General features: G+C 72.3%; 26 protein-coding genes and 1 pseudogene. 13 read left to right on the top strand and 14 right to left on the bottom strand.

Annotated elements, in window-relative coordinates; translation table 11 throughout:
• The first annotated feature begins 22 nt into the window (after positions 1–22).
• From ACNAW0_RS12655 to ACNAW0_RS12695, 9 genes and pseudogenes are all read left to right on the top strand, one after another.
• The gene (locus ACNAW0_RS12655; RefSeq protein WP_416288007.1) at positions 23–673 is read left to right on the top strand and encodes a LysE family translocator; all 651 of its coding nucleotides are present in this window, start codon (positions 23–25) and stop codon (positions 671–673) included.
• A 382-nt stretch (positions 674–1,055) separates the two neighbouring features.
• Positions 1,056–2,270, top strand: a complete 1,215-nt coding sequence (locus tag ACNAW0_RS12660) for an ROK family transcriptional regulator (protein ID WP_416288008.1) — start codon at positions 1,056–1,058, stop codon at positions 2,268–2,270.
• A 247-nt stretch (positions 2,271–2,517) separates the two neighbouring features.
• Complete coding sequence (locus ACNAW0_RS12665) at positions 2,518–2,688, top strand: hypothetical protein (protein WP_416288009.1); 171 nt, start codon at positions 2,518–2,520, stop codon at positions 2,686–2,688.
• 22 nt (positions 2,689–2,710) lie between these two features.
• A complete protein-coding gene (locus ACNAW0_RS12670) occupies positions 2,711–4,165 on the top strand; it encodes an RNA-guided endonuclease InsQ/TnpB family protein (RefSeq protein WP_416288010.1) in 1,455 nt (484 codons plus the stop codon).
• Positions 4,166–4,497: 332 nt separating this feature from the next.
• A pseudogene (locus ACNAW0_RS12675) lies at positions 4,498–5,459 on the top strand (Tn3 family transposase).
• Positions 5,460–5,635: 176 nt separating this feature from the next.
• Entirely contained in the window at positions 5,636–5,992 is a 357-nt protein-coding gene (locus tag ACNAW0_RS12680; protein WP_416288011.1) for a PadR family transcriptional regulator, read from the top strand.
• On the top strand, positions 5,989–6,987 hold the full coding sequence (locus tag ACNAW0_RS12685; RefSeq protein WP_416288012.1) for a hypothetical protein: 999 nt from the start codon (positions 5,989–5,991) through the stop codon (positions 6,985–6,987). Before ACNAW0_RS12680 ends, ACNAW0_RS12685 begins: the two co-directional genes overlap by 4 nt.
• 48 nt (positions 6,988–7,035) lie before the next feature.
• Positions 7,036–7,794 carry a tyrosine-type recombinase/integrase gene (locus ACNAW0_RS12690; RefSeq protein WP_416288013.1) on the top strand — a complete coding sequence of 253 codons (759 nt, stop codon included), beginning with the start codon at positions 7,036–7,038 and terminating at the stop codon, positions 7,792–7,794.
• Positions 7,795–7,948: 154 nt separating this feature from the next.
• Positions 7,949–8,191: a substrate-binding domain-containing protein gene (locus ACNAW0_RS12695; RefSeq protein ID WP_416288014.1), complete on the top strand. Its 243-nt coding sequence runs from the start codon at positions 7,949–7,951 to the stop codon at positions 8,189–8,191.
• On the opposite strand, the gene ACNAW0_RS12700 is transcribed toward ACNAW0_RS12695, so the two are convergent.
• The gene (locus tag ACNAW0_RS12700; RefSeq protein WP_416288015.1) at positions 8,169–8,678 is read right to left on the bottom strand and encodes an NUDIX hydrolase; all 510 of its coding nucleotides are present in this window, start codon (positions 8,676–8,678) and stop codon (positions 8,169–8,171) included. The genes ACNAW0_RS12695 and ACNAW0_RS12700 overlap by 23 nt on opposite strands.
• A gap of 66 nt (positions 8,679–8,744) precedes the next feature.
• Here ACNAW0_RS12700 and ACNAW0_RS12705 point away from each other — a divergent pair, with 66 nt between their 5' ends.
• Positions 8,745–9,905 carry a hypothetical protein gene (locus ACNAW0_RS12705; RefSeq protein WP_416288016.1) on the top strand — a complete coding sequence of 387 codons (1,161 nt, stop codon included), beginning with the start codon at positions 8,745–8,747 and terminating at the stop codon, positions 9,903–9,905.
• A 13-nt stretch (positions 9,906–9,918) separates the two neighbouring features.
• A complete protein-coding gene (locus tag ACNAW0_RS12710) occupies positions 9,919–10,509 on the top strand; it encodes a pyridoxamine 5'-phosphate oxidase family protein (protein ID WP_416288017.1) in 591 nt (196 codons plus the stop codon).
• A 26-nt stretch (positions 10,510–10,535) separates the two neighbouring features.
• On the opposite strand, the gene ACNAW0_RS12715 is transcribed toward ACNAW0_RS12710, so the two are convergent.
• The 3 genes from ACNAW0_RS12715 to ACNAW0_RS12725 are packed head-to-tail and all read right to left on the bottom strand — an operon-like array spanning position 10,536 to position 13,851.
• Positions 10,536–12,932 carry an ATP-binding cassette domain-containing protein gene (locus ACNAW0_RS12715; RefSeq protein ID WP_416288018.1) on the bottom strand — a complete coding sequence of 799 codons (2,397 nt, stop codon included), beginning with the start codon at positions 12,930–12,932 and terminating at the stop codon, positions 10,536–10,538.
• A 53-nt stretch (positions 12,933–12,985) separates the two neighbouring features.
• Positions 12,986–13,396 (bottom strand): VOC family protein, encoded by a 411-nt coding sequence (locus tag ACNAW0_RS12720; protein WP_416288019.1) that lies wholly within the window; start codon positions 13,394–13,396, stop codon positions 12,986–12,988.
• Positions 13,397–13,401: 5 nt separating this feature from the next.
• Positions 13,402–13,851 carry a helix-turn-helix transcriptional regulator gene (locus ACNAW0_RS12725; RefSeq protein WP_416288020.1) on the bottom strand — a complete coding sequence of 150 codons (450 nt, stop codon included), beginning with the start codon at positions 13,849–13,851 and terminating at the stop codon, positions 13,402–13,404.
• Between the two features lie 195 nt (positions 13,852–14,046).
• Here ACNAW0_RS12725 and ACNAW0_RS12730 point away from each other — a divergent pair, with 195 nt between their 5' ends.
• Entirely contained in the window at positions 14,047–14,388 is a 342-nt protein-coding gene (locus ACNAW0_RS12730) for an RNA polymerase-binding protein RbpA (RefSeq protein WP_046564157.1), read from the top strand.
• Between the two features lie 54 nt (positions 14,389–14,442).
• Here the strand turns inward: ACNAW0_RS12730 and ACNAW0_RS12735 are convergent, their stop codons facing one another.
• From ACNAW0_RS12735 to ACNAW0_RS12775, 9 genes are all read right to left on the bottom strand, one after another.
• Positions 14,443–14,976, bottom strand: coding sequence for an FxsA family protein (locus ACNAW0_RS12735; protein ID WP_416288021.1), 534 nt, complete (start codon positions 14,974–14,976; stop codon positions 14,443–14,445).
• A gap of 83 nt (positions 14,977–15,059) precedes the next feature.
• Positions 15,060–15,848: a polyprenol monophosphomannose synthase gene (locus ACNAW0_RS12740; RefSeq protein ID WP_416288022.1), complete on the bottom strand. Its 789-nt coding sequence runs from the start codon at positions 15,846–15,848 to the stop codon at positions 15,060–15,062.
• A 39-nt stretch (positions 15,849–15,887) separates the two neighbouring features.
• Positions 15,888–17,495, bottom strand: coding sequence for an apolipoprotein N-acyltransferase (lnt, locus tag ACNAW0_RS12745; RefSeq protein WP_416288023.1), 1,608 nt, complete (start codon positions 17,493–17,495; stop codon positions 15,888–15,890).
• Positions 17,496–17,959: 464 nt separating this feature from the next.
• Entirely contained in the window at positions 17,960–19,354 is a 1,395-nt protein-coding gene (locus tag ACNAW0_RS12750; RefSeq protein WP_416288024.1) for a glutamate mutase L, read from the bottom strand.
• The gene (locus ACNAW0_RS12755; RefSeq protein WP_416288025.1) at positions 19,351–19,743 is read right to left on the bottom strand and encodes a hotdog domain-containing protein; all 393 of its coding nucleotides are present in this window, start codon (positions 19,741–19,743) and stop codon (positions 19,351–19,353) included. The genes ACNAW0_RS12750 and ACNAW0_RS12755 overlap by 4 nt, the downstream gene beginning before the upstream one ends.
• On the bottom strand, positions 19,740–20,501 hold the full coding sequence (locus ACNAW0_RS12760) for an OAM dimerization domain-containing protein (protein WP_416288026.1): 762 nt from the start codon (positions 20,499–20,501) through the stop codon (positions 19,740–19,742). The genes ACNAW0_RS12755 and ACNAW0_RS12760 overlap by 4 nt, the downstream gene beginning before the upstream one ends.
• A complete protein-coding gene (locus ACNAW0_RS12765; RefSeq protein ID WP_416288027.1) occupies positions 20,498–22,057 on the bottom strand; it encodes a lysine 5,6-aminomutase subunit alpha in 1,560 nt (519 codons plus the stop codon). Before ACNAW0_RS12765 ends, ACNAW0_RS12760 begins: the two co-directional genes overlap by 4 nt.
• Before the next feature lie 72 nt (positions 22,058–22,129).
• Positions 22,130–23,701, bottom strand: a complete 1,572-nt coding sequence (locus ACNAW0_RS12770) for an amidohydrolase (protein ID WP_416288028.1) — start codon at positions 23,699–23,701, stop codon at positions 22,130–22,132.
• A gap of 5 nt (positions 23,702–23,706) precedes the next feature.
• Positions 23,707–24,768 carry a zinc-binding alcohol dehydrogenase gene (locus ACNAW0_RS12775; RefSeq protein WP_416288029.1) on the bottom strand — a complete coding sequence of 354 codons (1,062 nt, stop codon included), beginning with the start codon at positions 24,766–24,768 and terminating at the stop codon, positions 23,707–23,709.
• 146 nt (positions 24,769–24,914) lie between these two features.
• Between ACNAW0_RS12775 and ACNAW0_RS12780 the strand changes: the two genes are divergently transcribed.
• On the top strand, positions 24,915–26,321 hold the full coding sequence (locus ACNAW0_RS12780) for a KamA family radical SAM protein (protein WP_416288030.1): 1,407 nt from the start codon (positions 24,915–24,917) through the stop codon (positions 26,319–26,321).
• A gap of 51 nt (positions 26,322–26,372) precedes the next feature.
• Here ACNAW0_RS12780 and ACNAW0_RS12785 read toward each other — a convergent pair whose 3' ends face one another.
• Positions 26,373–26,708, bottom strand: a complete 336-nt coding sequence (locus ACNAW0_RS12785; RefSeq protein ID WP_416288031.1) for a YnfA family protein — start codon at positions 26,706–26,708, stop codon at positions 26,373–26,375.
• Positions 26,709–26,787: the final 79 nt, after the last annotated feature.

Here is a 26,787-nt window from a genome sequence, read left to right on the forward strand (position 1 = left end):
GGATGGACCCCGGGGAGTGCGCATGGTGACAGGCGGCGCGGTGGTGGGGATCGCCCTGGTGGCGTTGGGTTTGGTGCTCACGCCCGGCCCGAACATGGTCTACCTGGTGTCCCGGTCGGTCACCCAGGGCCGGCAGGCCGGGCTGGTCTCGCTGCTCGGGGTGGCCGTCGGCTTCCTGATCTACCTGGCCGCGGCGGTCGCCGGGATCGCCACGGTCTTCGTGCTGGTGCCACCGTTGTACGCGGCGGTGAAGCTGGCCGGGGCGGCGTACCTGCTGTGGCTGGCCTGGCGCAGCCTGCGTCCCGGTGGCCGGTCCGCGTTCACCCCGGCGCCGCTGCCGCCGGACCGACCTCGACGGCTGTTCACCATGGGGTTGGTCACGAACCTGCTGAACCCCAAGATCGCCATCCTGTACGTGTCGCTGCTGCCGCAGTTCATCGACCCGACGCGCGGGCACGTGGCGACGCAGAGCCTGCTGCTCGGCCTCACCCAGATCAGCATCGCGCTGACCGTGAACGGGCTGATCGTGCTCACCGCCGGTACGGTGTCGGCGTTCCTGAGTCGCCGCCCAGGTTGGGCGCGGGCGCAGCGGTACGTGATGGGCAGCGTGCTGGCCGGCCTCGCGATCCGTATCGCCGCGGACCGGTCCCGCGCCGTCGTCGCCACCCCCTGACGGGTCGCCGCCCCACCCGCCTCGCGTCGACCCGGCCGGCGGCGCCCAGCCGGCACCGGCACCGCGTCACCGGCCAGGGTGCCGCCGCCGAGGGTGGCGGCGGCGGCGAGGCCGATCAGCCGCAGCAGGGTGCGACGGTCGGTGGATGCGCCCGGCAGGGACGCCTTCACGGCGCACTCCCTTCGTGGTGGGTTTGCCGAGGACCTGGAACCGGATAGGATTAGTTGGGGTTCTAATCGAACAAACTAATCGACGGTGATCCCGCCCACAAGACAGCCGAAGCGCCACCCCGGGTGGTCGATCCGGGCCGACCATGGAGGTGGGCGATGATGAAGGCCGCACCACCGGGACCGGCAGCGTTGGCGCAGGAAGCGAACAACTCGTGATCAGCATCCACACCCCACCGCAGCCCACCGACCTCAGCGACGTCCGGGTGGCCAACCGGGCCGTGGTCCTGCGGCACGTCCGGCTGCACGCACCCTGCTCCCGGGCCGACATCGCCGCGCACACCGGGCTCAACAAGGCCACCGTCTCCAGCCTGGTCACCGAGCTGATCGAGCGACGGCTGCTGCGCGAGACCGGGCTCACCGAGAACCGGGTCGGCCGGCCCGCCACCATGCTCGTCCTGGACGGCGAGCCCAACGCCGGGCTCGGCCTGGAGATCGGCGCCGACGAACTCGTGGTGGTCGCCGTCGACTTCGGCGGCAGGCCGCTGCTCACCTGGCGGCGGGCCTTCGCCGCCCCGGCCGTCGCACCGGAGGAGACCGTCCGCGCGCTCGCCGCCCTGGCCCGCCGGGCGATCACCCGGGTGACCGGGCAGGGCCGCACCGTGCTCGGCCTCACCGTCGGCGTACCCGGGCTGGTGGGCACCGACGGCGTGGTTTCCCTGGCCCCGGCGCTGGGCTGGCGGGACGTGCCACTCGCCGCCGACCTGCGGCGCGCGTTGCGCGAACCGAGCTTCCCCGTCGGCGTCGACACCGACGCCAACCTCGCCGTGCTGGCCGAGCAACGCCACGGCCCGTACGCCGGCACGGCCGACCTCGTGCGCCTGACCGGCGGGGTCGCGGTCGGCGCCGGGGTGGTCAGTGGCGGCCGGCTGCTGCGCGGCGACCGCGGCCACGCGGGTGAGATCGGGCACGTGCCGGTCGACCCGGCCGGGCCGGTCTGCGCCTGCGGCCGGCGCGGCTGCCTCGCCGCGCTGACCGGGGTGGACGCGGTGGTCCGCCGGGCGCTGCCCGACGCCGAGCAGGACGGCCCGGTCACCGACTACCTGCCGGAGCTCGACCGGATCCAGGCCGCCGTCAACAGCGGCGACGACATCGTCCTGGCCGGGCTCGCCGAGGTCGGCCGGCACCTCGGCCACGGGGTGTCCATCCTGGCCAACCTGCTCGACCCGCAGGTGATTGTCGTCGGCGGCCACTTCGCGGCGCTGGCGCCCTGGCTGCTCCCGGCGGCCCGGGCGGAACTGGCCGCCCGCGCCCTCGCCCCCGGCGGGTGCCGGCTGGAGGCCAGCACGCTGGGCTCCGCGGCGACCGCGCTGGGCGGGGCCACCGCCGCCCTGGCCCCGCTGGAGGCGGGACGGCTACCGGCCGCCTGACCTCGCCGGGCGGCTCGGTCCGCACCGGGTCTTGACCGGGTCGGTGCCGGGGTGCCAACCTCGGTAACGCCACCCCGTCACCAGGGCAGCCGGGGCGGCCATCTCTTCCGCGGTTGTCGAAGCGCTTCACCAGCGTCCGGGCCGGCCACCGCCCACCCCACCGTCACGCCGCGCCGCTTGTCACGGCGATCGTCGAAGCGCTTCGACCTACCGCCGGGCGGGCCGCACGCCCACGGAAGGCACCGCCATGCCCGACTGCGGCGTGCCGTACGACGTGCTCGCCTGGACCGCCGAGAAGCTGGCCTACCTGCGCCGCCTCGACGCGCACACCCTGGACCTGTCGTTGCAGCGGCGCGAGCCGGAACGCCGGTACCCGATCCTGCTGACCCTCCTACGCCGTGTTTCGGAAGTGTCGTAGGTGGCGGGCATGGTGTGGGGCTGTGGGGAGGTTTACGGCGTTCCGGTTCACGGTCGATCCGTCGCCGTTGCAGGTGGTGGTGTTGGCTCGTCATGTGGGGGCGTCCCGGTTTGCGTTCAACCAGTGTCTGGCTCTGGTGAAGGAAGCCCTGGATGCGAGGCATCGGAGCGTGCCGGTGGTGGTGCCGTGGTCGGGTTTCGACCTGATCAACGCGTTCAACTCGTGGAAGACCTCGGCGGAGGCGGGTCGCCGGTTCGTGGTCGATGCGGCCGGCTCGACGGAGATCGTGGTGACGGGGTTGTCGTGGCGGGCGCAGGTGTGTCAGCAGGTGTGTGAGGAAGCCGCCGTCGACCTGGGCCGCGCCCTGACCGCCTGGACTGATTCCCGGCGGGGGAAACGGCCGGGCCGCCGGGTGGGGTTCCCGACATTCAAACGCAAGACCCGCACCCGGCCGTCGTTCCGGATCCGCTGCACCACCAAGGCAGGTCGGGCAAGCATCCGGGTCGGTGATCCCACGGCGGGACCGCGCAGTGTCTGCCTGCCGAAGATCGGAATCCTGAGGGTACGGGAGGACACCCGCCGCCTGCGGCGGATGATCCGCACCGGCCGAGCCCACATCCGGTACGCCACCGTCTCCTGCCGGGCCGGCCGATGGACCATCACCGTGACGGTGCAGGCAGCTGACCTGCATCCCGCCCGCCAACACCCACCCCGCCCCGACGGCGGTGGTGGTTGGGTGGGCGTCGACCGGGGCCTTGCCGCTCTCGTCGTGGCCGCCGACACCACCGGCCGACAGCGGCTGCGCGTCGATGATGCGCCCCGGCCGCTGCGGACCGCCCTGCCCCGACTACGACGTCTGTCGCGCCAGGTCAGCCGCAAACGGCGAGGCTCACGTAATCGGGCTGAGGCCGTCGCCCGGCTGGCCCAGGCTCACCACCGCGTCGCCAACATACGTCGACACTTCCTACACAAGGTAGCCAATCGGCTGGTCAAGACCCACGACCGGCTGGTCCTGGAAACCCTGCACACCGCCGGCCTGCTCCGTAACCGGCGTCTGGCCGCTGCCATCTCCGATGCGGGCTGGGCTGACCTGGCCCGCATCATCGGCTACCAGCAACGCTGGCGCGGCGGGCAGACCACCCCGGCACCCCGCTGGTACCCGTCCACCAGAATGTGCAGTGCCTGCCGCACCGTCGGCCCTGCCCTGCCCCTGTCCGTGCGCATCTTCGCCTGCGACGAGTGCGGGCATACGGCGGACCGGGACATCAACGCGGCGATCAACCTCGCTGTCTGGGCCGAACACCACCACGCCCAGACCCGGGACCCCGAAGCACGAGGCCCGGTCACCAACGCCTCTCGAGGGGACGGCTCTGGCCGGCGCCCACGCGCCGGTGAAACCAGCCCCGACGACGGAGGAACCCCACCGTCACGAATATCCGTGACGGCAGGGACGCCCGAGAAGGGCGGTGTCTCATGACCAACAGACTTATGAGACACGCTGTAGCGCAGTCGGCGGTCGACGTGCTCGACGAGACGCTGCTGCTGTTCGACCAGGCGATCAGCGGCCGGGAGGCCGCCGCGAAGCAGAAGGTCGCCGAGGCCCTGGCCGAGCGGGCCAAGGGCGGGGAGAACCGGCAGGCGCTGCTGGACGAGATCCTGACCATCGTGCTCGACACCGGGATCGGCGACGGGCAGATCGGCAACCTGCTGCGCACCCGGATCGGCATGGACCGGATGCGCGCGGCGTGGGCCGAGCGCCGCGAGCGGCTGCCCCGTGACCACGGCCAGCTCAGCATGCTGGACGCGTCGATGTCGTACCTGCGCCAGTTCGCCCCGGCCGTGCTGGCCGTGGTGCAGTTCGACGGCGGGCCCGGCACCGAGCGGCTGCTGCAGGCGGTGAGCATGCTGGCCGGGCTGTACACCACCGGCGCCCGCAAGGTCCCGGCCGGCGCCCCGGTCGGGTTCGTGCCGACGAAGTGGGCCGGCTAACTGGTTGCCGCCGAGCAGGCCGGCGACATGGACTCGGAGTTCTGGCGCCTCGACCTCCCCGAGGAGCTGGGCGGCACCCGCGCCCCGCGGCAGCTCACCCGTATTCGGGACCTCGGGAAGATCACCTTTTATCGGAACGGGCCGAAGGCCAACTTCCTCGACCGCTACCCGCGGGCCGGCGGCCTGCTGACCCGGCGGCTGAACACCGACCTGATCACGAGCACGTGGGACGACCTGCTGCGCGTCGCCGCGAGCGTGCAGGGCGGGCGCGCCACCGCGGCGCTAGTCGTGGGGAAGCTTTGCTCCTCTAAGCGGCAGCAGAACGCGCTGAGCAGTGCGATCAAGGAGTACGGAGCGCTGCGCCGCACGGTCTACGCCGCCCGATACCTGGCCGACGAGACCTACCGTCGGCGCATCGCCCGGCAGCTGAACAAGGGCGAGAACCTGCACGCGCTGCGCCGCTCCCTCGCGTACGCCGGCGAGGGAGCACTCCGGCGCCGGCACCACGAGCAGCAGACCGAGCAGATGTGGTGCCTCTGACCCTGGCCACCAACGCGATCGTCTGCTGGTCAACGGAGTACCACGGCCTCGGCGTGGCCGCCCTGCGCCGGACCGGCCGCGACGTCGACGACGAGGTCCTGGCGCACATCTGGCCGACTCACCACGAGAACGTGCACTTCTACGGCACGCACTCGGTCGACATCGACGGCGAGCTCGCCCAGCTCGACACCGACGGCTACCGGCCGCTACGGCTAGCCGAGGCCACCTCGGCACGCCACTGACCACAGCTGGTGAACCTGCCCGGAATCCCGGATGAGCGTCGAGCCGCCGCCGCTTGATGTGTAGGACAGGGGCACGTAGCGGCACCGCTAAACCGGACGGCAGCGCCGTCGCGCTGTCAGCAACAGTCATCCTCATGCATCTGCCGTCATACCTTCGCACCCGATACATTGATGGCGTGGAAACACCGGTACGCGAACCCACGTTCCTGATCCTCACGGCGTTGGCCGCGGAGCCGCTTCATGGCTACGGACTGATCACCGAGGTAGCCCGGCTTTCCGACGGCCGCGTGTCGCTGCGCCCCGGCACGCTCTACGGCGCCCTCGACCGGCTGCTCGACGCGGGTCTGGTCACCGTCGAGCGGGAGGAAGTGGTGGACAGCCGGCTGCGCCGCTACTACCGGCTCACCGAGCACGGCGGTGACCTGCTCGCCAACGAGACCGAGCGGATGCGCCGCAACGTCGAGGCCGCAACCGCGCGGTTGAACACACGTACCCGTCGAGGCACGCCCCGACTCAAAGGAGGGATCGCATGAGCGCCCTGGAACGCCGCTATCTGCGATTGGTCCGGATCTTCTATCCGGCCGGCTACCGCAACGAGCGCGGCACCGAGATCGTGGGTACGTACCTCGCTCTGTCCTCGCCGGACCGGCGGTGGCCTTCGGTCCCCGACGTGACCGACGTAGCCGGCGGCGGGCTACGCCAGCGCCTACGCGCGATCGGCGCCACCGGAATCGGCCCCGGAGTGCGGCTGGCCGCGATGCTGGCGTTGTTGACCGCCACGACTCTCGCCGGCGGCTGGGCCATGCTGGAGCTCAATCCGTTGACGACGGCGTGGTTCGGCTTCGAGCAGCACGGCACGTCCGTCTCGCTCGGTCTCGGCGTGTGGGCGGCATGGCTGCTCGCCGCGGTGGTGCACGTGGTGGCACCCGGCCGGTGGACCCGCCTGGCGATCGGTCTCGCCCTTGTCCTCACCGTCGCCGTCGTACCGCTTGCCGCCGTCGTCGACCAGTCCCGGCCTCCGCTGTTCGTACTACTCGCCCAGGTCTGCCTCGGATTCGTGGCGCTCGGCGTTCCCGGCCAGCCGCCCGTGTGGCTACGACTGCTGCCCATCGCCGGCGCCGCCGCGGCTCTACCCGTAGCGGCGACTTTTGCCCGTAACGGTGGCGACGTGCTCCTTGGGTACTACGGCTGGCCCGCCGGGCAGGTCCTGCCCGGCGCCGGGATGGCACTTTTCTTGGTGATGTTGCTCGTCGGCGTAGGGCTGGCGGCGCGCAACGACTTTCGTGGTGCTTGGGCACTGCTGGTGCTGTTCTGCCCGATCGGCATGCTGTGGCTGCATCCGCTGGCCGAAGAACTCGCCGTCAGCTCGTACGGCGGCGGACCGAATGCGGACTGGACGACACTGGCCACAGCGGCGATCATCGTGGCGGTTGCGGCGGCGATCGTCATGTCGGCTGCGCTGATGGTCCAACGACGGGTCGCCTTCACCCACGCCGCCGTCGAGCGCAGCGACAGCGCGAAGCGATAGCAGCCCGTATAGCACCAAGCCACTGGTCGACTGTTGTCCGCGCAGACGATGGCGCGCTGGGACGCCGCGGCCGCCGCCACCTTCAACAAGCATCTCGCCGCGCTGAACTCGTTCGGCGCCTACTGCCGCCGCCAGGAGTGGCTGGCCGCCGATCCCGGACGGCTCCTCGGGCGCCGTAAGACCACGCGCCGGCGGGGCAAGGCGATCCCGCGGGCCCGCCTCGAACGGCTCTTCACCGACGACCGCAACGGCCTGCGCGAACGGGTGCTCTGGCGGATGCTCTACGAGACCTGCGCCCGCGCCGACGAGATCCTCGGCCTGGACGTGCCCGACCTCGACATGGAGTTCCGCCGCGCCCTGGTCGTCGAGAAAGGCGGCGACCGGGCCTACGTGCACTGGGAGACCCCGACCGCCCGGCTCCTGCCCCGGCTGCTGGCCGGGCGCACCACCGGGCCGGTGTTCCTCGCCGACCGGCGCGCTTCCGCCGCCGGACGCCGCGCGTCGGCGCTGGGCGACATCGACCCCGACACCGGCCGCGGCCGGCTGTCCTACCCGCGCGCCGAGTACCTGTTCAAGCAGGCGTCCAAGCTGCACGACCCGCACGGCGCCGGGTACACCCTGCACCAGCTGCGCCACAGCGGCCTGACCCACCTCGCTGCTCGCGGTCGCAGCGCCGCCGAGCTGCAGGCCAAATCCCGCCACCGGCACCTGGCCACCCTCGGCATCTACGTCCAACTCGGCGAGGAAACCTCTGCCCGCATCACCGCCGAGAACGACGAGCACCACCACCGGCGGCACAGGCGCTGATCTCGCATCCCACCTACCGAGATCACGGAAAACGGCGAAGCAGCTTTCCAGCAACCCGCCACCTTGCGGCAGTCACCCCAGGTGCGGGCCTAGATCAACTGCCTAGCCTTGTTTTTGGTCTGGAAACTACGGACGGCCCACCCTGGGCCGGCAGGTGCCCCGGGACGTCTCCGTGGTGGCCATCTGCCCCGACCGGTTCGCCGAGCAGGCCGGGCTCACCTCGGTGCCGGTGCCCGCCGAGGAGGTCGGCCGGCAGGCGGTGGCGCTGCTGATGCGCCGGCTGCGGGAGGAACAGGTGCCGGAGGTAACGCTGCTCGAACCGCGACTGACCGTGCGGGACAGCACCGCCGCCCCGGCCTTCTCCCCGGGCCGGGTCAGAGGTTGTCGGGCTGGGTGAGGGCCGGGTGGCGCTGGCCCGGGCCGGCGTACCAGGCGGTGGACTCCTCGCGCAGCGCGGTGTCGATCCGCAGCCGCGACCAGTCGTCCAACTCGGGCAGGTCGTCCGGATCGAACCAGCCGACCGCGACGGACTCGTCGCCGTCGGCCGTGGCCGCGCCGCCAACCGCCCGGCAACGGAACCAGACGTTGAGATACTCGCAGGCGTCGCCGTTGGGGTAGACGACCGGGTGGGTGGCGACCCCGGCGACCCGCTCGATCCGCACCCGCACGCCGGTCTCCTCGTGGACCTCCCGCAGCAGCGCGTCGGCCGGCTGCTCGCCTGGGTCGACCACACCGGCCGGCACGGACCAGCGGCCGTTGTCGCCCCGGCGGGCCAGCAGCAGCCGCCCCGCCTCGTCGGTCACCACCGCGCTGACCCCGTACAGCATCAGCAGGTCGTGTCCGATGTGCTGGCGCAGCCGGGCGATGTACGGCGAGACAGGCATGCCCGGCAACCTACCCGCGACCGGCGCGACGTGATGGCCCGGACCGGCGACTAAACTTCGCCCCCGATGGACGCCCAGCCCACCCCCGACACGCGCCCCTGCGCCCACTGCGGCCGTGAGGTGCCGCAACGCGCCAGCGCCGGCCGCCCGTTCCGCTACTGCCGGGACAACGACGGCGCCTGCCAGCGGGCCTCCCGCAACTCGCGGATGCGGCACCGCAACGCCCCCGGCCTGCCGGGGCAGGTGGCCCGCACGTGGGAGGCGGTGGACCGGCTCGACCAGATCGTGGAGACCCTCACCGAGGCGCTGCACGCCGAGCTGTCCCCGGCCGGGGTGGAGCGGCAGGTCGCGCAGGTCCGCGCGGAGGCGGCCGCCCAGGTGGCGGCCGCGCACACCGAACGGGACGACGCCCGCCGCGACGCCGACGACGCCGCCGCGGCCGCCGCCCGCGCCCGGCAGGACGCCCAGGCGGCGGCCGCCGAGCGGGACACGGCCCGGCAGCGGGCCGAGCAGGCCGGGTCGGAGGCCGCCCATGCCGCCGAGCGCGCGCGGCACGCCGAGGCGGCGCGGGACGAGGCGCGCGGGGAGGCCAGCGCCGCGCAGGCGCTGCGGGTGCAGGCTGAACGGGACCGCGACGCCGCCCGCCACGAGCTGCGTACCGTGCGGGCGGAACTCGACGCCGAGCGGCGGCGAGTGGCCGACGTGACCGCCGAGCGGGACGCCGCCCGCGCCGACGCCGAACGGGCCAGCCGCTCGGCCGGGGAGGCGCTGGAGCGCGCCGAGCGGCTGCGGGCCGAGGCCGAGCGGTCGCGTACCGAGGCCGAGGCGGCCCACGCGGACGCCCAGCGGGCCCGGGCGGACAGCGAGGCGGCCCGCGCGCGGACCGAGCAGGCCCGGGCGGAGGCCGCCGACGCGCGACAGGCCGAGCAGGAGGCGCGGACCGCCGTGGAGCGGGCCGAGACCGCCCGGGCGGACGCCGTCACGACGGCCGCGACGGCGCGACAGGAGGCGGCGGCCCGTGCCGGCGAGCGGGACACCCTCGCCGCGGACCTGACGGCCGCGCGGGAGGCCGCCGGCGCCGCCGAGGCCCGGCTGGCCGATCTGACCGTACGGCTGCGCACCGCCGAGACCGACCGCGACGCGGCGCAGCAGCGCGCCGCCCAGCTCGCCGACCAGGTCAGCGATCTGGCCAGCGCCCTGGCCCGGCTGGGCGCCCGGAACACCTGAGATGATGCGGGGCGTGGGAAAGACGTACGAACGCATCGACGGCCGGCTGCGCTCCTTCATCGAAACGCAGCCGATGTTCTTCACCGCCACCGCCCCACTCGCCGGCGACGGCACGGTCAACCTTTCCCCGAAGGGCCTGCGCGGCTGTCTCGCGGTGCTCGACGAGCACACCGTCGCCTACCTGGACTTCGCCGGCAGCAACGCCGAGACCATCGCCCACCTGCGGGAGAACGGCCGCATCACGCTGATGTGGTGTTCGTTCTCCGGCCCGCCGAACATCGTGCGGGTGCACGGGCGCGGCGAGCCGGTGTTCCGCGACGATCCCCGGTGGACGGACCTGCTGCGCCACTTCCCCGACATCGACACCACCGGGCACGGGCTGCGGGCGATCATCGTGGTCCACGCCGGGCTGATCCGCGACACCTGCGGGTACGCCGTCCCGCTGATGACCTACGACGCGGACCGCGACCTGCACGGCAGGCGGTTCGCCCGGGAGGACGACGCGTCGCTGGGCGCCTACTTCGCCGGCAAGGAGCATGTGGCGACCAGCATCGACGGGCTGCCCGGCCTGCCGCTGCCGCTGCCGCCCGCCCCGGCGGCGTGACCGGCGCCGGGGCGGGGGCTCTCGCTTCAGCGACTCTTGTCGACGTAGGCGGCGAGGTGCTCGCCGGTGAGGGTGCTGCGGGCGGCGACGAGGTCGGCGGGTGTGCCCTCGAAGACGATCCGGCCGCCGTCGTGGCCGGCGCCGGGGCCGAGGTCGATGATCCAGTCGGCGTGCGCCATGACCGCCTGGTGGTGCTCGATGACGATGACCGACTTGCCGGAGTCGACGAGCCGGTCGAGCAGGCCGAGTAGGTGCTCGACGTCGGCGAGGTGCAGGCCGGCGGTCGGTTCGTCGAGAACGTAGACGCCGCCCTTCTCGGCCATGTGGGTGGCCAGCTTGAGCCGCTGCCGCTCGCCGCCGGACAGCGTGGTCAGCGGCTGGCCGAGGCTGAGGTAGCCGAGCCCGACGTCGGCGAGCCGGTCGAGGATGGCGTGCGCGGCCGGGGTACGTGCCTCGCCGGCGCCGAAGAACTCCTCTGCCTCGGCCACCGACATCGCGAGCACCTCGGCGATGTTGCGCCCGCCGAGGGTGTACTCGAGCACCGACGGTTCGAATCGCTTCCCCTCGCACACCTCGCAGGTGGTGGCCACGCCGGCCATCACCGCCAGGTCGGTGTAGATGACGCCGACGCCGTTGCAGTTGGGGCAGGCGCCCTCGGAGTTCGCGCTGAACAGTGCCGGCTTCACACCGTTGGCCTTCGCGAACGCCTTGCGGATCGGCTCGAGCAGTCCGGTGTACGTCGCCGGGTTGCTCCGCCGCGACCCACGGATCGGGGTCTGGTCGACCGACACCACCTCATCGCTTCCGGACACCGAGCCGTGGATCAGTGAGCTCTTGCCCGAGCCCGCCACCCCGGTGACGACGACCAGCACGCCGAGCGGGATGTCGACGTCGACGTCGCGCAGGTTGTGGGTGGTCGCGCCGCGTACCTCCAGGACCCCCTTCGGTGTCCGCACGGACGCCTTCAGGGCGGCGCGGTCGTCCAGGTGCCGACCGGTCAGCGTGCCGCTGCCTCGCAGTTCCTCGACGCTGCCCTCGAACACCACCTCGCCGCCGGCGATGCCGGCGCCGGGGCCGAGGTCGACGGCGTGGTCGGCGATCGCGATCATCTCCGGCTTGTGCTCCACGACCAGCACCGTGTTGCCCTTGTCCCGCAGCCGCAGCAGCAGGTCGTTCATCCGCTGGATGTCGTGCGGGTGCAGGCCGACGGTCGGCTCGTCGAAGACGTAGGTGACGTCGGTCAGCGACGACCCCAGGTGGCGGATCATCTTGACGCGCTGCGCCTCCCCGCCCGACAGCGTGCCCGACGGCCGTTCGAGCGAGAGGTAGCCCAACCCGATCTCCACGAACGAGTCGAGGATCCGCTGCAGCGAGGCGAGCAGCGGCGCCATCGACGGCTCGTCGACGCCACGTACCCATTCGGCCAGGTCGCTGATCTGCATCGCGCAGGCGTCGGCGATGCTGATGCCTTTGATCTTCGACGATCGGGCCGCCCCGCTGAGCCGGGTGCCCCCGCACTCCGGGCACGTGGTGAAGGTGACCGCCCGGTCCACGAACGCCCGGATGTGCGGCTGCATCGCCTCCTTGTCCTTGGCCAGCATCGATTTCTGGACCCGGGGGATCAGACCCTCGTAGGTCATGTTGATGCCCTCGATCTTCATCCGCGTCGGCTCGCGGTAGAGGAAGTCGTGGAGTTCCTTCTTGGTGTACTTACGGATCGGCTTGTCCGGGTCGACGAAGCCCGACGCGCTGTACAGCCGGTGGTTCCAGCCCCCCGGCTTGTAGCCGGGGATGGTGAGCGCATCCTCGTTGAGTGACCTGCTGTCGTCGTACAGTTGGCACAGGTCGATGTCGGTGACCGATCCCCGGCCTTCGCAGCGCGGGCACATGCCACCGGTGATGCTGAATTCGCGGCGCTCTTTCACGGTGCGCCCGGCGCGCTCAAGGGTGACCGCGCCCGCTCCGCTGATCGATGGGACGTTGAACGAGAACGCCTGGGGCGAGCCGATGTGCGGCTGCCCGAGCCGGCTGAAGAGGATGCGCAGCATGGCGTTGGCGTCGGTGGCGGTGCCGACCGTGGAGCGGGGGTCGGCACCCATCCGCTGCTGGTCGACGATGATCGCGGTGGTCAGCCCGTCGAGTACGTCGACCTCGGGCCGCGCCAGCGTCGGCATGAAGCCCTGCAGGAAGGCGCTGTAGGTCTCGTTGATCATCCGCTGCGATTCCGCCGCGATCGTGTCGAACACCAGCGAACTCTTGCCGGAGCCGGAGACGCCGGTGAACACCGTCAGCCGGCGCTTCGGAATCTCGATGTTGACGTCTTTGAGGTTGTTCTCGCGCGCGCCCTGTACGCGGATCAGATCGTGGTTGTCGGCAGCGTGCGGCGCAGGCGACTGCGTATCCGTCTTCGTGGCCATGCTCATCGTGTCTCCGTCTGTTCGGCGGGTCGCCCTCTACCTGGTCGGCGGTGGGCGGCTCAGGGCAGCTCGTTGATGCGGATCAGGTTGCCCGCGGGATCGCGGAAGGCGCAGTCGCGCACCCCGTACGGCTGGTCGGTCGGCTTCTGGACGACCTCGGCGCCGCTGGCCCGCAGCCGCTCGAAGACGCCGTCGAGGTCCTTGCTGGCCAGGGTGACGCGGGCGTAGGTGCCCTTGGCCATCATCTCGGCGATGGTGCGCCGCTCGTCGTCGGTGATGCCCGGGTCCGCGGCCGGCGGCTCCAGGACGATCGACGTGCCGGGCTGGTCGACCGGGCCGACGGTGATCCAGCGCATCCCGCCGTATCTGACGTCGTTGCGGATTTCGAAGCCGAGGGCGTCGCGATAGAAGGCCAGGGATGCGTCCGGGTCGGTGTGCGGGAGGAAGGTGTAATGAATGCTGACGTCCATGGCGGTCAGGCTAGTTGCGGCTGCGTGACCTGCGCTTCTCGATTCCTGACCGGTCTGGTGACCTGTTTCGCCACGCATGACGGTATGCCCGCCGTCGCGCGCGCCGCATCGCGCCGGTAGCTGCTCGGTGGCACACCGACCAACTCGGTGAAGCGGGTGCTGAAGGTGCCCAGCGACGCGCAGCCGACCGCGAAACAGACCTCGGTGACGCTGAGGTCGCCACGACGCAGCAGTGCCATGGCGCGTTCGATGCGCCGCGTCATCAGATAGGCGTAGGGCGACTCGCCGTAGGCGAGCCGGAACTCACGGCTGAGGTGCCCGGCCGACATGTTCACACCGCGGGCGAGCGCCTCGACGTCCAGCGGCTGCGCGTACTCCCGGTCGATCCGGTCGCGAACGCGGCGTAGCCGCGCGAGGTCGCGCAGGTGCTGGGTCGCGGCGGGTCTGCTGGTCACCTGCGAGATCGTCCCATATGGTGCTGAAATTGCCCAGCGAAGAGGTTCAGCACCGACCCGCCGGGCGGCCGGGGTGGGCGGCTACCCTTGCAGGGTTCCACCCGCGCGGATCGTGCGCACGTGGGCGGGAATGGCCCGGCGGGGACGGACCGTTACACCGAGAAGACCAGCACCACCAACGAGGGGAAGTCGATCATGGGCGAGCGCATGCTGCGCGGAAGCCGCCTGGGCGCGGTCAGCTACGAATCCGACCGCAACACGGAGCTCGCGCCGCGTCAGACCCGCGAGTACCTCTGCGCCAAGGGACACCAGTTCGAGGTGCCGTTCGCCGTCGACGCCGAGGTCCCGACGACCTGGGAGTGCAAGTTCGACGGCAGCGTCGCCCGGCTGGTCGACGGCAGCGAGCCGGAGCAGAAGAAGGCCAAGCCGCCGCGTACCCACTGGGACATGCTGCTGGAGCGGCGCTCCATCGCGGAACTGGAGGACATCCTCGCCGAGCGGCTCCAGGAGGTCCGCACCCGCCGCGGTCGCGCCTGAACGCACCAAACGACCGAAGCGCCCCCGGGATCACCCGGGGGCGCTTCGTCGCGTTCAGGGCTGTCGGGGCTCGACGATCTCGCCCTCGATCGCCGCGCCCGGCTCGGCGACCGGCTGCTGCTGCTGCGGCGGCATCGTCGTGGGCGGCGGCTGCGGCGCCCCCCGGCGTACCCGAACCCGGCGGGGGCCGAACAGGTCACCGGCGACCACCGACGACACCCGGCGCTCCGCGGCACGTTGCGTGCCGGCGCGGGCCAACCGCCGCACCGGCGGCACCAGCAGCAACAGCCCGACCGCGCCGGTGACCAGACCCGGCAGCGCCAGCAGCAACGCACCCGCCAACCCGACCAGCCCGTCGGTGACCCGCGGCCCCGGCGGCTGCCCGGACTCCGCGGCGGCGCGGAAACCCCGCCACGCCCGCATCCCCTCCCGGCGCAGCAGCACCAGGCCGAGCAGGGACGCCGCCAACACCAGCAGCAGCGCGGCGCCGAAGCCGACGCCCCGGCCCACCAGGATGAACACGATCAGCTCCAGCAACGCGAGCAGCAGCAGAGCCGGCGGTACCCACCTCAGTCTCAGTCGGCGCATCTCACCTCTTCAGCCACGAGCGTCATCACAGTCATCTTCAGCCACGAGCGTCATCACACTCATCCAGCATGACACGCCGGACCTCACGGCCGCCGGGCCAACTCGTCGGGCGCGCCCCGCCGCATCGCCGTACGCCGGTCCCGCAGCCCCCAACTGGTGATCCGCCACAGCGCCTCGGCCATGATCAGCGGACTCATCTTGCTGTCGCCGTGCTCCCGCTCGGCGAACGTGATCGGCACCTCCACGATCCGCACCCCGGCCCGGTGCGCCAACCGCGACAACTCCACCTGGAACGCGTACCCCTGCGAGCACACCGAGTCCAGGTCGATGGCGTCCAGCGCCGCCGACCGGTACACCCGGTAGCCGCCGGTGGCGTCGGAGACGGGCATGCCCAGCGCCAGCCGCGTGTACAGGTTGGCGCAGCGCGACAGCAGCAGCCGCCGCAACGGCCAGTTCAGCACCCGCGCCCCACGGGTCCACCGGGAACCAATCACCACGTCGGCGTCGCGGGCGGCGGCCAGCAGCGCCGGCAGGTCCTCCGGGGCGTGCGAGCCGTCCGCGTCCATCTCCACCACCGCGTCGTAGCCGCGTTCCCGCGCCCAGGCGAAACCGGCCAGGTAGGCCGCCCCGAGGCCGTCCTTGCCCTGCCGGTGCAGCACATGCACGTGCGGGTCGGTACGGGCCAGGTCGTCGGCGATCGCGCCGGTGCCGTCGGGACTGTTGTCGTCGGCGACGAGGATGTCCACCACGGGCGCGGCCGCGCGGATCCCCGCGACGATCCGCGTGACGTTGTCGGCCTCGTTGTAGGTGGGGACGACCACGAGCACCCGTCCCACCCCGGGATGCCCGGATGTCCGCCGCTCGGCTGCCACGCCCCCACCGCCCTCCCGCCGGCGTACCGGCGTCTCGTCCTACCCGGGGCCACCGTCCCGACGGCGGCGCAGCACCGCCGCGCCGGCCAGGGCCGCGACGGCAAGCACCGCGAGGGCCACCTCCGGCCACACCCCCATCCGGGTGGCCGGGGTACGCCCGTCCCCGAGCTGCATCTGCCGGACCACCACCGCTGGGGTGTTGAACCCGGTGGCTCCGTCTACCCGCCCGTCGGGGGTAACGAACCCGGACACACCGACCGTGGAGGCCATCAGCGCCGCCCGGCCGTGTTCGACGGCGCGCAGCCGCACCATGGCCAGCTGCTGGCGGGCCTCCGCCACGTCGAAGGTGGCATTGTTGGTCTGCACCACCAGCACCTGCCCCCCGCCGGTGACGGTGTCCCGGACAAGGCCGTCGTAGGCGACCTCGAAGCAGATCACGTCACCGAGGGTGACCGCCCCGGTGTCGAGCACCCCGGGCGTGGCGCCGGGCACGAAGTCGGCGCGGACCCGGTCGACCTCGGCGCTGACCATCCGGGCGATCCTGCGCAGCGGCACATACTCGGCGAACGGCACCGGGTGCCGCTTGACGTACATCTGCCCCAGGTCGACGCCGCTGCCGGGCCGCCACAGCAGGCCGGCGTTGCGGACCTGCCCGACGTCGGGGCCGAGCAGCACCGCGCCGACCAGGACGGGCACGCCGATCGCCTCGGCGGCCTGGGAGATCCGGTACCCGGCGTCCGGGTTGCGCAGCGGGTCGATGTCGCTGGAGTTCTCCGGCCACACCACCAGATCAGGGCGGCGTTGCGCGCCGGCGGCGACCTGCTCGGCCAGTTTCAGGGTGGCATTGACGTGGTTGTCGAGCACGGCCTCCCGCTGGGCGTTGAAGTCCAGCCCGAGACGGGGCACGTTGCCCTGCACGATGGCGACGGTGACGCGGTCCCCGCCGCCGCGCACGTCGGCCGGGACCGCCGGCGCGGCGGCGAGCAGCGCGGCCAACGCGGCCGCGGCCCCCGCCACCGGCCGCCACTGCCCAGCCGGCCGGCGCCAGTCCCGCCAGGCGGCGGTGACCAACAGCCCGCCGGCCACCGCGACGGCGCAGGTGACCAGCGGGGCGCCGCCGAGCGCGGCCAGCCGCAACAGCGGGGAGTCGTCCTGGCTGAACGCCAGCCGCCCCCACGGGAACCCGCCGAACGGGGTACGGTCGCGCAGCGCCTCCTGCCCCACCCACAGCACCCCGGTGAGCAGCGGCCACGCCACCCGCCACCGGTCGACCAGCGGGGACACCCAGGCGGTGGCCGCACCGAGCAGCGCGACGTACCCGGCCTGCAGCAGGGACAGCAGGATCCACGGCAGGAAGCCGGTGTGCAGGTTGGTCCATTCCAGCAGCGGCGCGAACAGCGCCACCCCGGTCAGGAAACCGAGTCCCGCGCCAGCGCGCAGCCGCCGCCGGTGCGCCGCCGCCGCCAGCAACGCCACCCCGACCGGCGCGAGCGGCCACACCCCGTACGGGGGGAACGCGGCCAGCATCGCCAGACCGGCCACCACCGCCAGCGGCACGGCCACCGGCAGCGGCAGCGGCCGCCGCGCGGCCACACCGTCGCGTACCTCGTCCGTGGTACGCGTGTCTTCCCGGTCGAGCGTGGTCACCGGCGTCTCATCACGATCACGCGCCGAAGGCTACCCGGCCGGGACTGGCGTCGACCCGCGCGGGCAGCAGAATCACCGGCAGGTCCCCCGTCACCGCAGGCGGACGTCGGAGACGAAATCGGGGCGCGGCTTGCGCCGCGCCCCGATGCTCCCAGGCCCTTCCCGGCCGGTGGGGCGAGGACGACCGACGCCGACCTTCGGACCGACCCGACGCGGACTGGCTGCCCCCGCCTGGCCGTTGTCTACTGGCCGTGCCTTTCACCCTGCCCGTACACCGGTAACCGCGGCCGGTTCGCGCCGCCCCGCCGACCCCCGCCCGCTGGACCTGGCCGCCGCAACCACACCGGGTCGCTCGGCCAGCGGACGAAGGGACGAAGCGAACAACAGCCGCTTCCCGTGGTAGGACTCAAAGACGGTACGGCGTGCACCCCCGCCGCTGTCAACCCATCCCGGCCTGTCGTGTGTTACGCCACGGCGTGTCGCGTCGGTGCGTCTCGATCCGTTGCCGCCGCCGGGTGCCGATCCGCGTCGAGGTGGCGGCGCAGCAACGCGGCCGCCGCCCGCGGATGATCGGCGGCGAGCAGCCCACCGGCGGCCAGCACGTAGTCGACGTCGACGACCGCGCGGGCGGCCCGGGGCAGCGGCCACCCGCCGGCGTGGTCGCCGAGCACCGCGGCGAGCAACCCGGCGGCATCCGCCGCGTCGGCGTGCCGCAGCACCCCGCCGGAGCCGACCATCAACTTCACGTCGCGCAGATCCCGGCCGGCCCGTTCCCCGGTGGACGCGCCGCGGGCGTGCCGGCGCACCGCCACCGTCGCCGCGAGGGCCGCGATCCGCCGGTCGGCGGCCCGGTCGGCGTCACCGGCGGGCAGAAAACCCGGATCGGCGGCCCGCACCGCCGCCGCCGCGGCCAACTCGTCGGCCTCCCCGGCGGCGAGGAGGCGTTCCTCGACGGCGGCGCGGACCACGCCGGGGGCGCTCCACCGCATGCCCAGGTCCCCTTCGACGGTGCGGGCCCGCCACAGCGTGCCGGCGACCTCCCGGCCCGGCCCGCTGTCCCGCTCGTCGGGCGTGAGCACCGAATACACGTCCGTGGTGGCGCCACCGACGTCGACCACGACCAGGTCCCCGCCGAGCGTGTCGGCGAGCACCTCCACCCCGGTGAGCACCGCATCCGGAGTGGCCGCCCGCACCAGCCGCGCGAACCGGCCCCCGCGGGACAGCTTCTTGCCCCCGATGACGTGGCGCAGGAACACCTCCCGGATCGCCGCCCGCGCCGCGCCGGGCGCCAACACCCCGATGCGGGGCAGCACGTTGTCGACGGCGGTCACCGGCACCTTCGCCGCAGCGAGCAGCACGTACAGGTCGTCGCGGACGTCGGCGTTACCGGCGAGCACCACCGGCACCCGCCACCGGGCCTTCGCCAGCCGGGTCGCGTTGTGCGTCAACACCTCCGCGTCGCCGCCGTCGGTGCCGCCCACCAGCAGCACCACGTCGGGGCGGGCGGCGCGCAGCGCGGCCAGGTCGGCCCCGCCGAGCCGCCCCGCGGCCACGTGCACCACGTTAGCCCCGGCCGACAAACCCACCCGCCGGCCGGCCTGCGCGGTGACGAGGGGCTCGTAGCCGACGACGGCCAGCCGCAGCCCACCACCGGCCGACGAACACACAAACCAGGGCACCTCGCCGCGCACCCCGGCCCGAGCGGTGGCGGCGGCGACGGCGGCGTCCAGACCGTGCAACACGTCCGTGCCGACGGTCGTCGGCGCCGACGCCACCGCGACCAGGCGGCCGCCGTCCAGGTCGACCACCGCCGCCTTGGTGTACGTCGACCCGACGTCGGCGCAGACGGCGGCGTTCACGTCGTCGGGGGCACGACCACGGTGCCGGTCGCGGTAACCGCCACAATCGGCTCCTCGAGCACCTCGGCGGCGGACTCGCCCCTGTCGGGGCGGCCCCGGCACACCACCCGGGCCGCGAAGTCGATGGTGCGGCTGCGGGTACCCACCCGGGTCACCGTGGCCACCACCTCGAGCACGTCCCCGGCCTTCATCGGCGCCTTGAACTGCACGTCCGAGTACGAGGCGAACAGCCCCTCGTCGCCGTCGGTGCGGATGCACACCTCGGTGGCCACGTCCCCGAACAAGCCCAACGCGTACGCCCCGTCGACCAGATTGCCCGCGTAGTGAGCGTGCGCGTACGGCACATACCGGCGGTGGATGACGGTCAGACCGACCCGCGAATCGCTCATGCTCTCGCCTTCTTGTCAGTGATCAGGGCGTGGACCAGATAACTGGCCACCTCGCCGGGGGTGGTGCCCCGGCCGAAGATCCGGTCCACCCCCAACTCCTGCGTCATCGCCTCGTCGAACCGGGGGCCACCGACGATCAGCAGCGGCCGTTTCCCCGCCGGCATCGCCTCCCGGAACGCCGCCGACATCTCCCGCGTGTTGTGCAGATGCGCGTCACGCTGCGTGACCACCTGCGAGACGAGGACCGCGTCGGCCTTCTCCTGCCGGGCCGCCTCCACCAACTCCGGCACGCTGACCTGCGCACCCAGATTGGTGACCTTCAACTCCCGGTAGTACTCCAGGCCCTTATCCCCGGCGATGCCCTTCACGTTGAGGATCGCGTCGATGCCGACGGTGTGCGCGTCCGTACCGATACACGCCCCCACCACCGACAGCTTGCGCCGCAGCCGCTGCTTCACCACCGCGTTGACCTCCTTGGCCGACAGCAGCGGAAAGTCCCGGTCCACCACCTGCACGGCCGACAGGTCCACCAGATGGTTCACCCGCCCGTACACCACGAAAAAGGTGAACCCGTCACCCATCTGCTTGGCGTGCACCAGCATCGCCGGATCGATACCCATCCGGTTGGCCAACTGCACCGCCGCGCCCTCGGCCCGCTTGTCGTGCGGCACCGGCAGGGTGAACGACACCTGCACCATGCCGTCGCCGGTGGTGTCCCCGTACGGCCGGACGATCTTCTTCTCCGCCGGGGCCGTCACGCCGCCGCCTCCAGGATCTCGGTGGCCGGGTTGTAGTAGTCGGCCTCATGCCCCGCCACCCCGTCCAGACCCTTGCCACGGTCCGCCGGCCGCTTCATGATCCCGAACGTGCCCTCGGCGATCGCCGTCAACAGCGACTGCTCACCGATACGCTCCAGCAGCCCCACCGCCTCCGACAGCACCCGGTGGGCGCGCTGCTGGATGAACCCGCCCGGCGCGGGCACGAAGTCCTCACGCAACCCGCCCGCCGCGCCCAGCACATAGCGGACGTTCTGCAGGGCGATGTCCCGGTCCGACAGCCACGGCGTCACCACCGCCTCCGTCATCATCCCCACCAGCAGGATCCCCTGCCCGGTCATCGTGCCCACCAGATTGAAGAACCCGTCGAGCAGATTGCCGCGGAACACGTCACCGGTCATGTGCTTCGTCGGCGGCATCCACTTCAACGGCGCGTCCGGGAACAACTCCCGCGCCAACAACGCATGCGCCAACTCCAACCGCAACGACTCCGGCAGATCCGGGTTGATCTCGAACGCGTGCCCCAACCCCAACTGCCAGTCGGCCAGCCCCGCCTCGTGCGCGAAATACTCGTTGAGCAGCTGCGACACCGTCACCGTGTGCGCCTCGTCCACCGCGTCCGCAGTGGTCAGATAGTTGTCCTCACCGGTGTTGATGATGATCCCGGCACGGGCGTGCACCTGCCGCGAGAACCGCTGGTCGACAAACGTACGGACCGGGTTGATGTCACGGAACAGGATCCCGTACATCGAGTCGTTGAGCATCATGTCCAGCCGCTCCAGACCCGCCAACGTCGCCATCTCCGGCATGCACAGACCCGACGCGTAGTTCGTCAACCGCACATACCGGCCCAGCTCCTTCGACGAGGAGTCCAACGCGGCCCGCATCAGCCGGAAATTCTCCTGCGTGGCGTACGTGCCGGCGAACCCCTCCCGGGTCGCGCCCTCCGGCACGTAGTCCAGCAGCGACTGCCCCGTCGACCGGATCACCGCGATGATGTCCGCCCCCGCCCGCGCAGCCGCCTGCGCCTGCGGGATGTCCTCGTAAATGTCGCCGGTCGCCACGATCAGATAGATCCACGGCCGCTGCTTCGGCTCCCCGTACCGCCTCACCAGACGGTCCCGCTCCGCCCGCCGCCGGTCGATCTGCCGAACCCCCGCGGCGACCGCCCGGCGGGCGGCCCTGCGGGCGGCGGTGGCCGCCCGCCCGGTCGGCACCGCGAACCGCACCGACCCGGCGGCGGCCTTCTGCGCCAACAACGTCACATCGGTGATCTGCTCCCGCACCAGGGCGTCGAACACCGGCACCGCCACCCCGTGCCCCAGCCCCACATCGGCCACGACCGCGTCAACCAGACGATTCACCCACGGAATACCGTCCGGATCCGCGCCGGTCACCCCCGCCAGCCGCAGCACCGCCCGCTCCACCGACACCGTCGTGTGGCTACGCGCCAACTCCACCACCGGCTGCCCGGCCCGGCGCGCCAACTCCCGCGCCCGCGCCACCAGCGCCGAATCCAGCCCAAGCTTTCCGGTCACGCCGTCACCTCGCTCCCCTCGGCGACGCCGTGCCAGCGCCTCGCCGTGCCGATGGTTCGCTCGCAAGCTCCCTCACGCACTACCTTCCTCATAGATCACGTCACCGCGCAGCACCGTGGCCCGACACACCGGCAGCGGCGTCGGATCGTCCACGCCACGCAACTCCGGATCCTCCGCCTCCAACACCGGCAGACCCCGCTGCGCCCCCGCCGGGGTCGACCACACCGCGAACGTCGCCGGCGCCCCCAACGCCAGCACACCCTCGTTGTCCAGGTGCACCGCCCGCCACCCACCGCGGGTGTGCGCGGCGAACGCCGCCCGCACACTCATCCGCTGCGCCGGACTGTGGTGCGCCACCGCCGCCCGCACCGAACCCCACGGGTCCAGCGGGGTCACCGGCGAATCCGAACCGAACGCCAACGCCACCCCGACCGAGTGCATCGCCCCCATCGGATTGGACTCCAACGACCGGGACAGGCCCAGCCGCGCCTCGTACATGCGGCCCGCGCCACCCCACAACCGGTCGAACGCCGGCTGCATCGACGCGACGATCCCGTACTCCACGAACCCCGCGATGAGCCGCCTGTTCATGATCTCCGCGTGCTCGACCCGATGCCGGGCCGCCCGCAGCCCATCCACCCCCAGCTTCTCCGCCGCCCCCGCGAACCCGTCCAACACCGTGGAGATCGCCGCGTCACCGATCGCGTGGAAACCGCCCTGCATCCCGTGCGCCGCACAGTCCAGCAGATGGTCCCGCACCTGCTCGGCAGTCACATACCCGTGCCCGCACGCCCCCGGCTCCCCGTCCAGATACGCCGCCGACACGTGCGCGGTCCGCGACCCCAGCGCCCCGTCGGCGTACAGGTCACCACCCGCCCCGACCGCGCCCAACTCCCGCGCCTTCGCCGCGCCGAGCAGCTCACCCCAGTACCCGTACACCTCCGGCACCCCGTCACCGGACATCGCCAGCAGCCCGGCGAAATCCGACTCGTCCGAGGTGCCCGGCCCGCCGCACTCGTGCACCGCCGCGATGCCCAGCGACGCCGCCCGCCGCAACGCCGCCCGCTGCACCGCCGCCCGCTGCACCCGGTTCACCGACGCCAGCGCCACCTCCCGCACCACGTGGTGCGCGTCCCGGCGCAACCAACCCGACGGGTCGTAGCCGGGCGCGGCCGCCGCGTCCGGGCAGGCCGCCAGCATCGCCTGCGACACCAGCGCCGAATGCACCGACGCCTGCGACAGGTACACCCGCCGGCCCTCGGCCGCCCGGTCCAGCGCCGCCGCGTCCGGCAGGCTCCGCTGCGCCCAGTACGACTCGTCCCAACCGTGCCCCAACACCACCGCGTCCCCGGGCAGGCCGGAGGCGAACGCCGACACCGCGTCCAGCAGCTCACCGGCCGACCGCACCCCGGACAGATCCAGCCCCGACAGGGCCAGCCCGGTGTCCGTGGCATGCACGTGCGCGTCCACGAACGCCGGCGTCACCAACGATCCGGCCAGGTCCACCACCCGGTCGGCGGACGGCGCGTCCGCGTCCACACCCAACCAGGCGATCCGACCGTCACGCACCAGCAACGCCGTCGCACTTGGATCGGCCGGACAGTGCAGCATTCCACCGCGATACAGCGTCGAGGGGTTCGTCATGGATATCAGTCTGCCGCGAGCCGGGCCTCGAACAGACGGCGCACCCCCGGCTCCGCACGCAGCAGCTCCAACGCCAACTCCGCGTGCCCCGGCACGTACCCGTTACCGACCAGCATCGTCACATCCGCCGCCAGGCCCTCCGCGCCCAACGCCGCCGCCGCGAAACTCGTCGCCATCGAGAAGAAGATCACCGTGCCGCCGTCCTCGGTGGCCAGGATCGCCCCGTGCTCACAGCCCGGCACGTCCACGCAGACCACCGTCACCTCGGCCGGCGCACCCAACGCGGTGGTCACCGCCGTGGACAAACCCACCGGATCCCGGGCGTCGGCCAACGCGACCTCATCGGCCAGGGCGACCGCGACCAGCGCGTCACGCTCCGCCGCCACCGGCACCACCCCGACCGTACGGCCAGCGCCCGCCCGCCGCGCCGCCGCCAGAGACAGCGACCCGCTCTTACCGGCCCCACCGACCACCGCCACCCGCACTGGCCGGGTGTCCCCGCCCCGGCGCCGGCGCTCCACCTGCTCGGCGACCACCCGCGCGGTCAACGCCGGCGCCCCACACACGTCCAGCACCGCCAGGGACAACTCCGGGTGCAGGTCCACCGGCAGCACCGCCGCGATAGACCGGGCGAACAGAATCGCATACCCGTCACACGGCACCTGCTCGCTGCGCCCGTCCCAGCGGGCCAGCCCGTCCAGGATCATCAGCGGGGTCAGCGTCAGCGACACCAGCGTCGCCACCCGGTCGCCCGGCTTCAGCCCCAGCGGAGACCGCCTCCCGGCCTCCTCCACCGTGCCGATCAGCATGCCACCCGACCCGGTCACCGGGTTCTGCATCTTCCCCCGCGCGGAGATGATCTCCAGCACCTCGGCGCGGACCTTCTCCCCGTCCCCGCCGTGCTTCTCCGACAGCTGCCGGAAGCTCGCCGCGTCCAGGTTCAGCCGCTCCACCCGGATCCGCACCTCGTTCGAGGCGATCCGCGGATCGGGGTCGAGGCGCCACGCCGCCTGCGGCAGCACCCCCGCAGGTTCCACGACGCGGTGCAGACCCACCGGTGACGTCACGCCCAGCCCCCTCCGTCCAGCCGCCCGAACCCCCTGGCCAGGGGTCGCATCACGGGAAAACTTCCGGCAGACTAATTTGTTGACCGGATATTTTCCAGTAGCCTTCGAGATCATTGATCAAGCCGCACCACCAACGAGGAGGGGCCGTGACCCAGACCCAACCGGTGGAGACCATCCCTGCGCCCCGCCCCGCGCCGGCTGCGGTCCCCACTGCCGGACAGCCGTACGAATACCGCCGCAACCCACTGGTCGAACCCGACTGGACCCGCTTCCCCGGCTGGCGCCACGTCACCCGCGAACAGTGGGAGAACGCCCAGTGGCAGCGGGTCAACTGCGTCAAGAACATCAAGCAGCTCCGCGCCGTCCTCGGCGATGAAGTCGACGAGACCTTCTACGCCGACCTCGCGGCCGACCAGAAGACCCTGGCCACCATGTCCATGCTGGTGCCCCCGCAGATGCTCAACACCATGGTGCCGTTCGCACCCATGACCACCGAGGCCTTCCTCGCCGACCCCGTCCGGCGCTACATGATCCCCGCCGCCTCCGACCGGCGCACCGACTGGCCCTCCCACCCGTACGCCAGCCGCGACAGCCTCCACGAGCACGACATGTGGGTCGCCGAGGGCCTCACCCACCGCTACCCCACCAAGGTCCTCGCCGAACTGCTCTCCACCTGCCCGCAGTACTGCGGCCACTGCACCCGGATGGACCTCGTCGGCAACTCCACCCCCGCCGTCGACAAGCTCAAGCTCACCCTCAAACCCGTCGACCGCTACGACGCCCACATCACCTACCTCAAGGCCCACCCCGGAGTCCGCGACGTCGTCGTCTCCGGCGGCGACGTGGCCAACGTGCCGTGGAAGAACCTCGAGTCCTACCTGATGCGGCTGCTCGAGATCGAAACCATCCGCGACATCCGGCTCGCCACCAAGGCCCTCATGGGCCTGCCCCAGCACTGGCTCCAGCCCGACGTCGTCGAAGGCCTGGAACGGGTCGCCCGCACCGCCGCCCGCCGGGGCGTCAACCTGGCCATCCACACCCACGTCAACCACGCCCAGTCGCTCACCCCGCTGGTCGCCAAGGCCGCCCAGACCGCCCTCGACGTCGGCGTCCGCGACGTCCGCAACCAGGGCGTGCTCATGCGCGGCGTCAACGCCACCGCCGGCGACCTGCTCGACCTCTGCTTCGCCCTCCAAGGCGAGGCCGGCATCCTGCCCTACTACTTCTACATGTGCGACATGATCCCCAACGCGGAGCACTGGCGGGTCCCCGTCTGGCACGCCCAGCAGCTCCAGCACGACATCATGGGCTACCTGCCCGGCTACGCCACCCCGCGCATCGTCTGCGACGTACCCTTCGTCGGCAAACGCTGGGTCCACATGCTCACCGAGTACGACCGCGACCGCGGCATCTCCTACTGGACCAAGAACTACCGCACCTCGATCGAGTCGGCCGACCTCGAAGCGCTCAACAAGCGCTACGCCTACTACGACCCGATCGACACCCTGCCCGAAGCGGGCCAGGCCTGGTGGGCGGCCCACCGCGACGACTGACCCGGGCCACCGCGCGCCCGGCATCCCTGGAAAGGTGCCGGGCGCGGCTGTTCAGCTCCCCCGCGGCGCGTACATGATCACGGCGACGCCCAGCAGGCAGATCGCCGCACCCGCCGCGTCCCACCGGTCCGGGCGGAACCCGTCCACCAGGATCCCCCAGGCCAGCGACCCGGCCACGAACACGCCCCCGTACGCCGCCAGGATCCGGCCGAAATGCGCATCCGGCTGGAACGTCGCCACGAAGCCGTACGCCCCCAGCGCCAGCACCCCGCCCGCCACCCACCACAGCCCCCGATGCTCCCGCCAGCCCTGCCAGACCAGCCACGCCCCACCGATCTCGGCCAGGGCAGCCAGCACGAACAGCAGCAGCGAACGCACAATCGTCACGTCGCGACCGTAGCCCCACTCGTGCCCGGCCGGGCACCCGCCCAGGCCGCACCGGCCTCATCCGGCTTCGTTCCTCGAC

This window comes from Micromonospora sp. SL1-18 (genome assembly GCF_047921505.1).
Lineage (GTDB): Bacteria > Actinomycetota > Actinomycetes > Mycobacteriales > Micromonosporaceae > Micromonospora.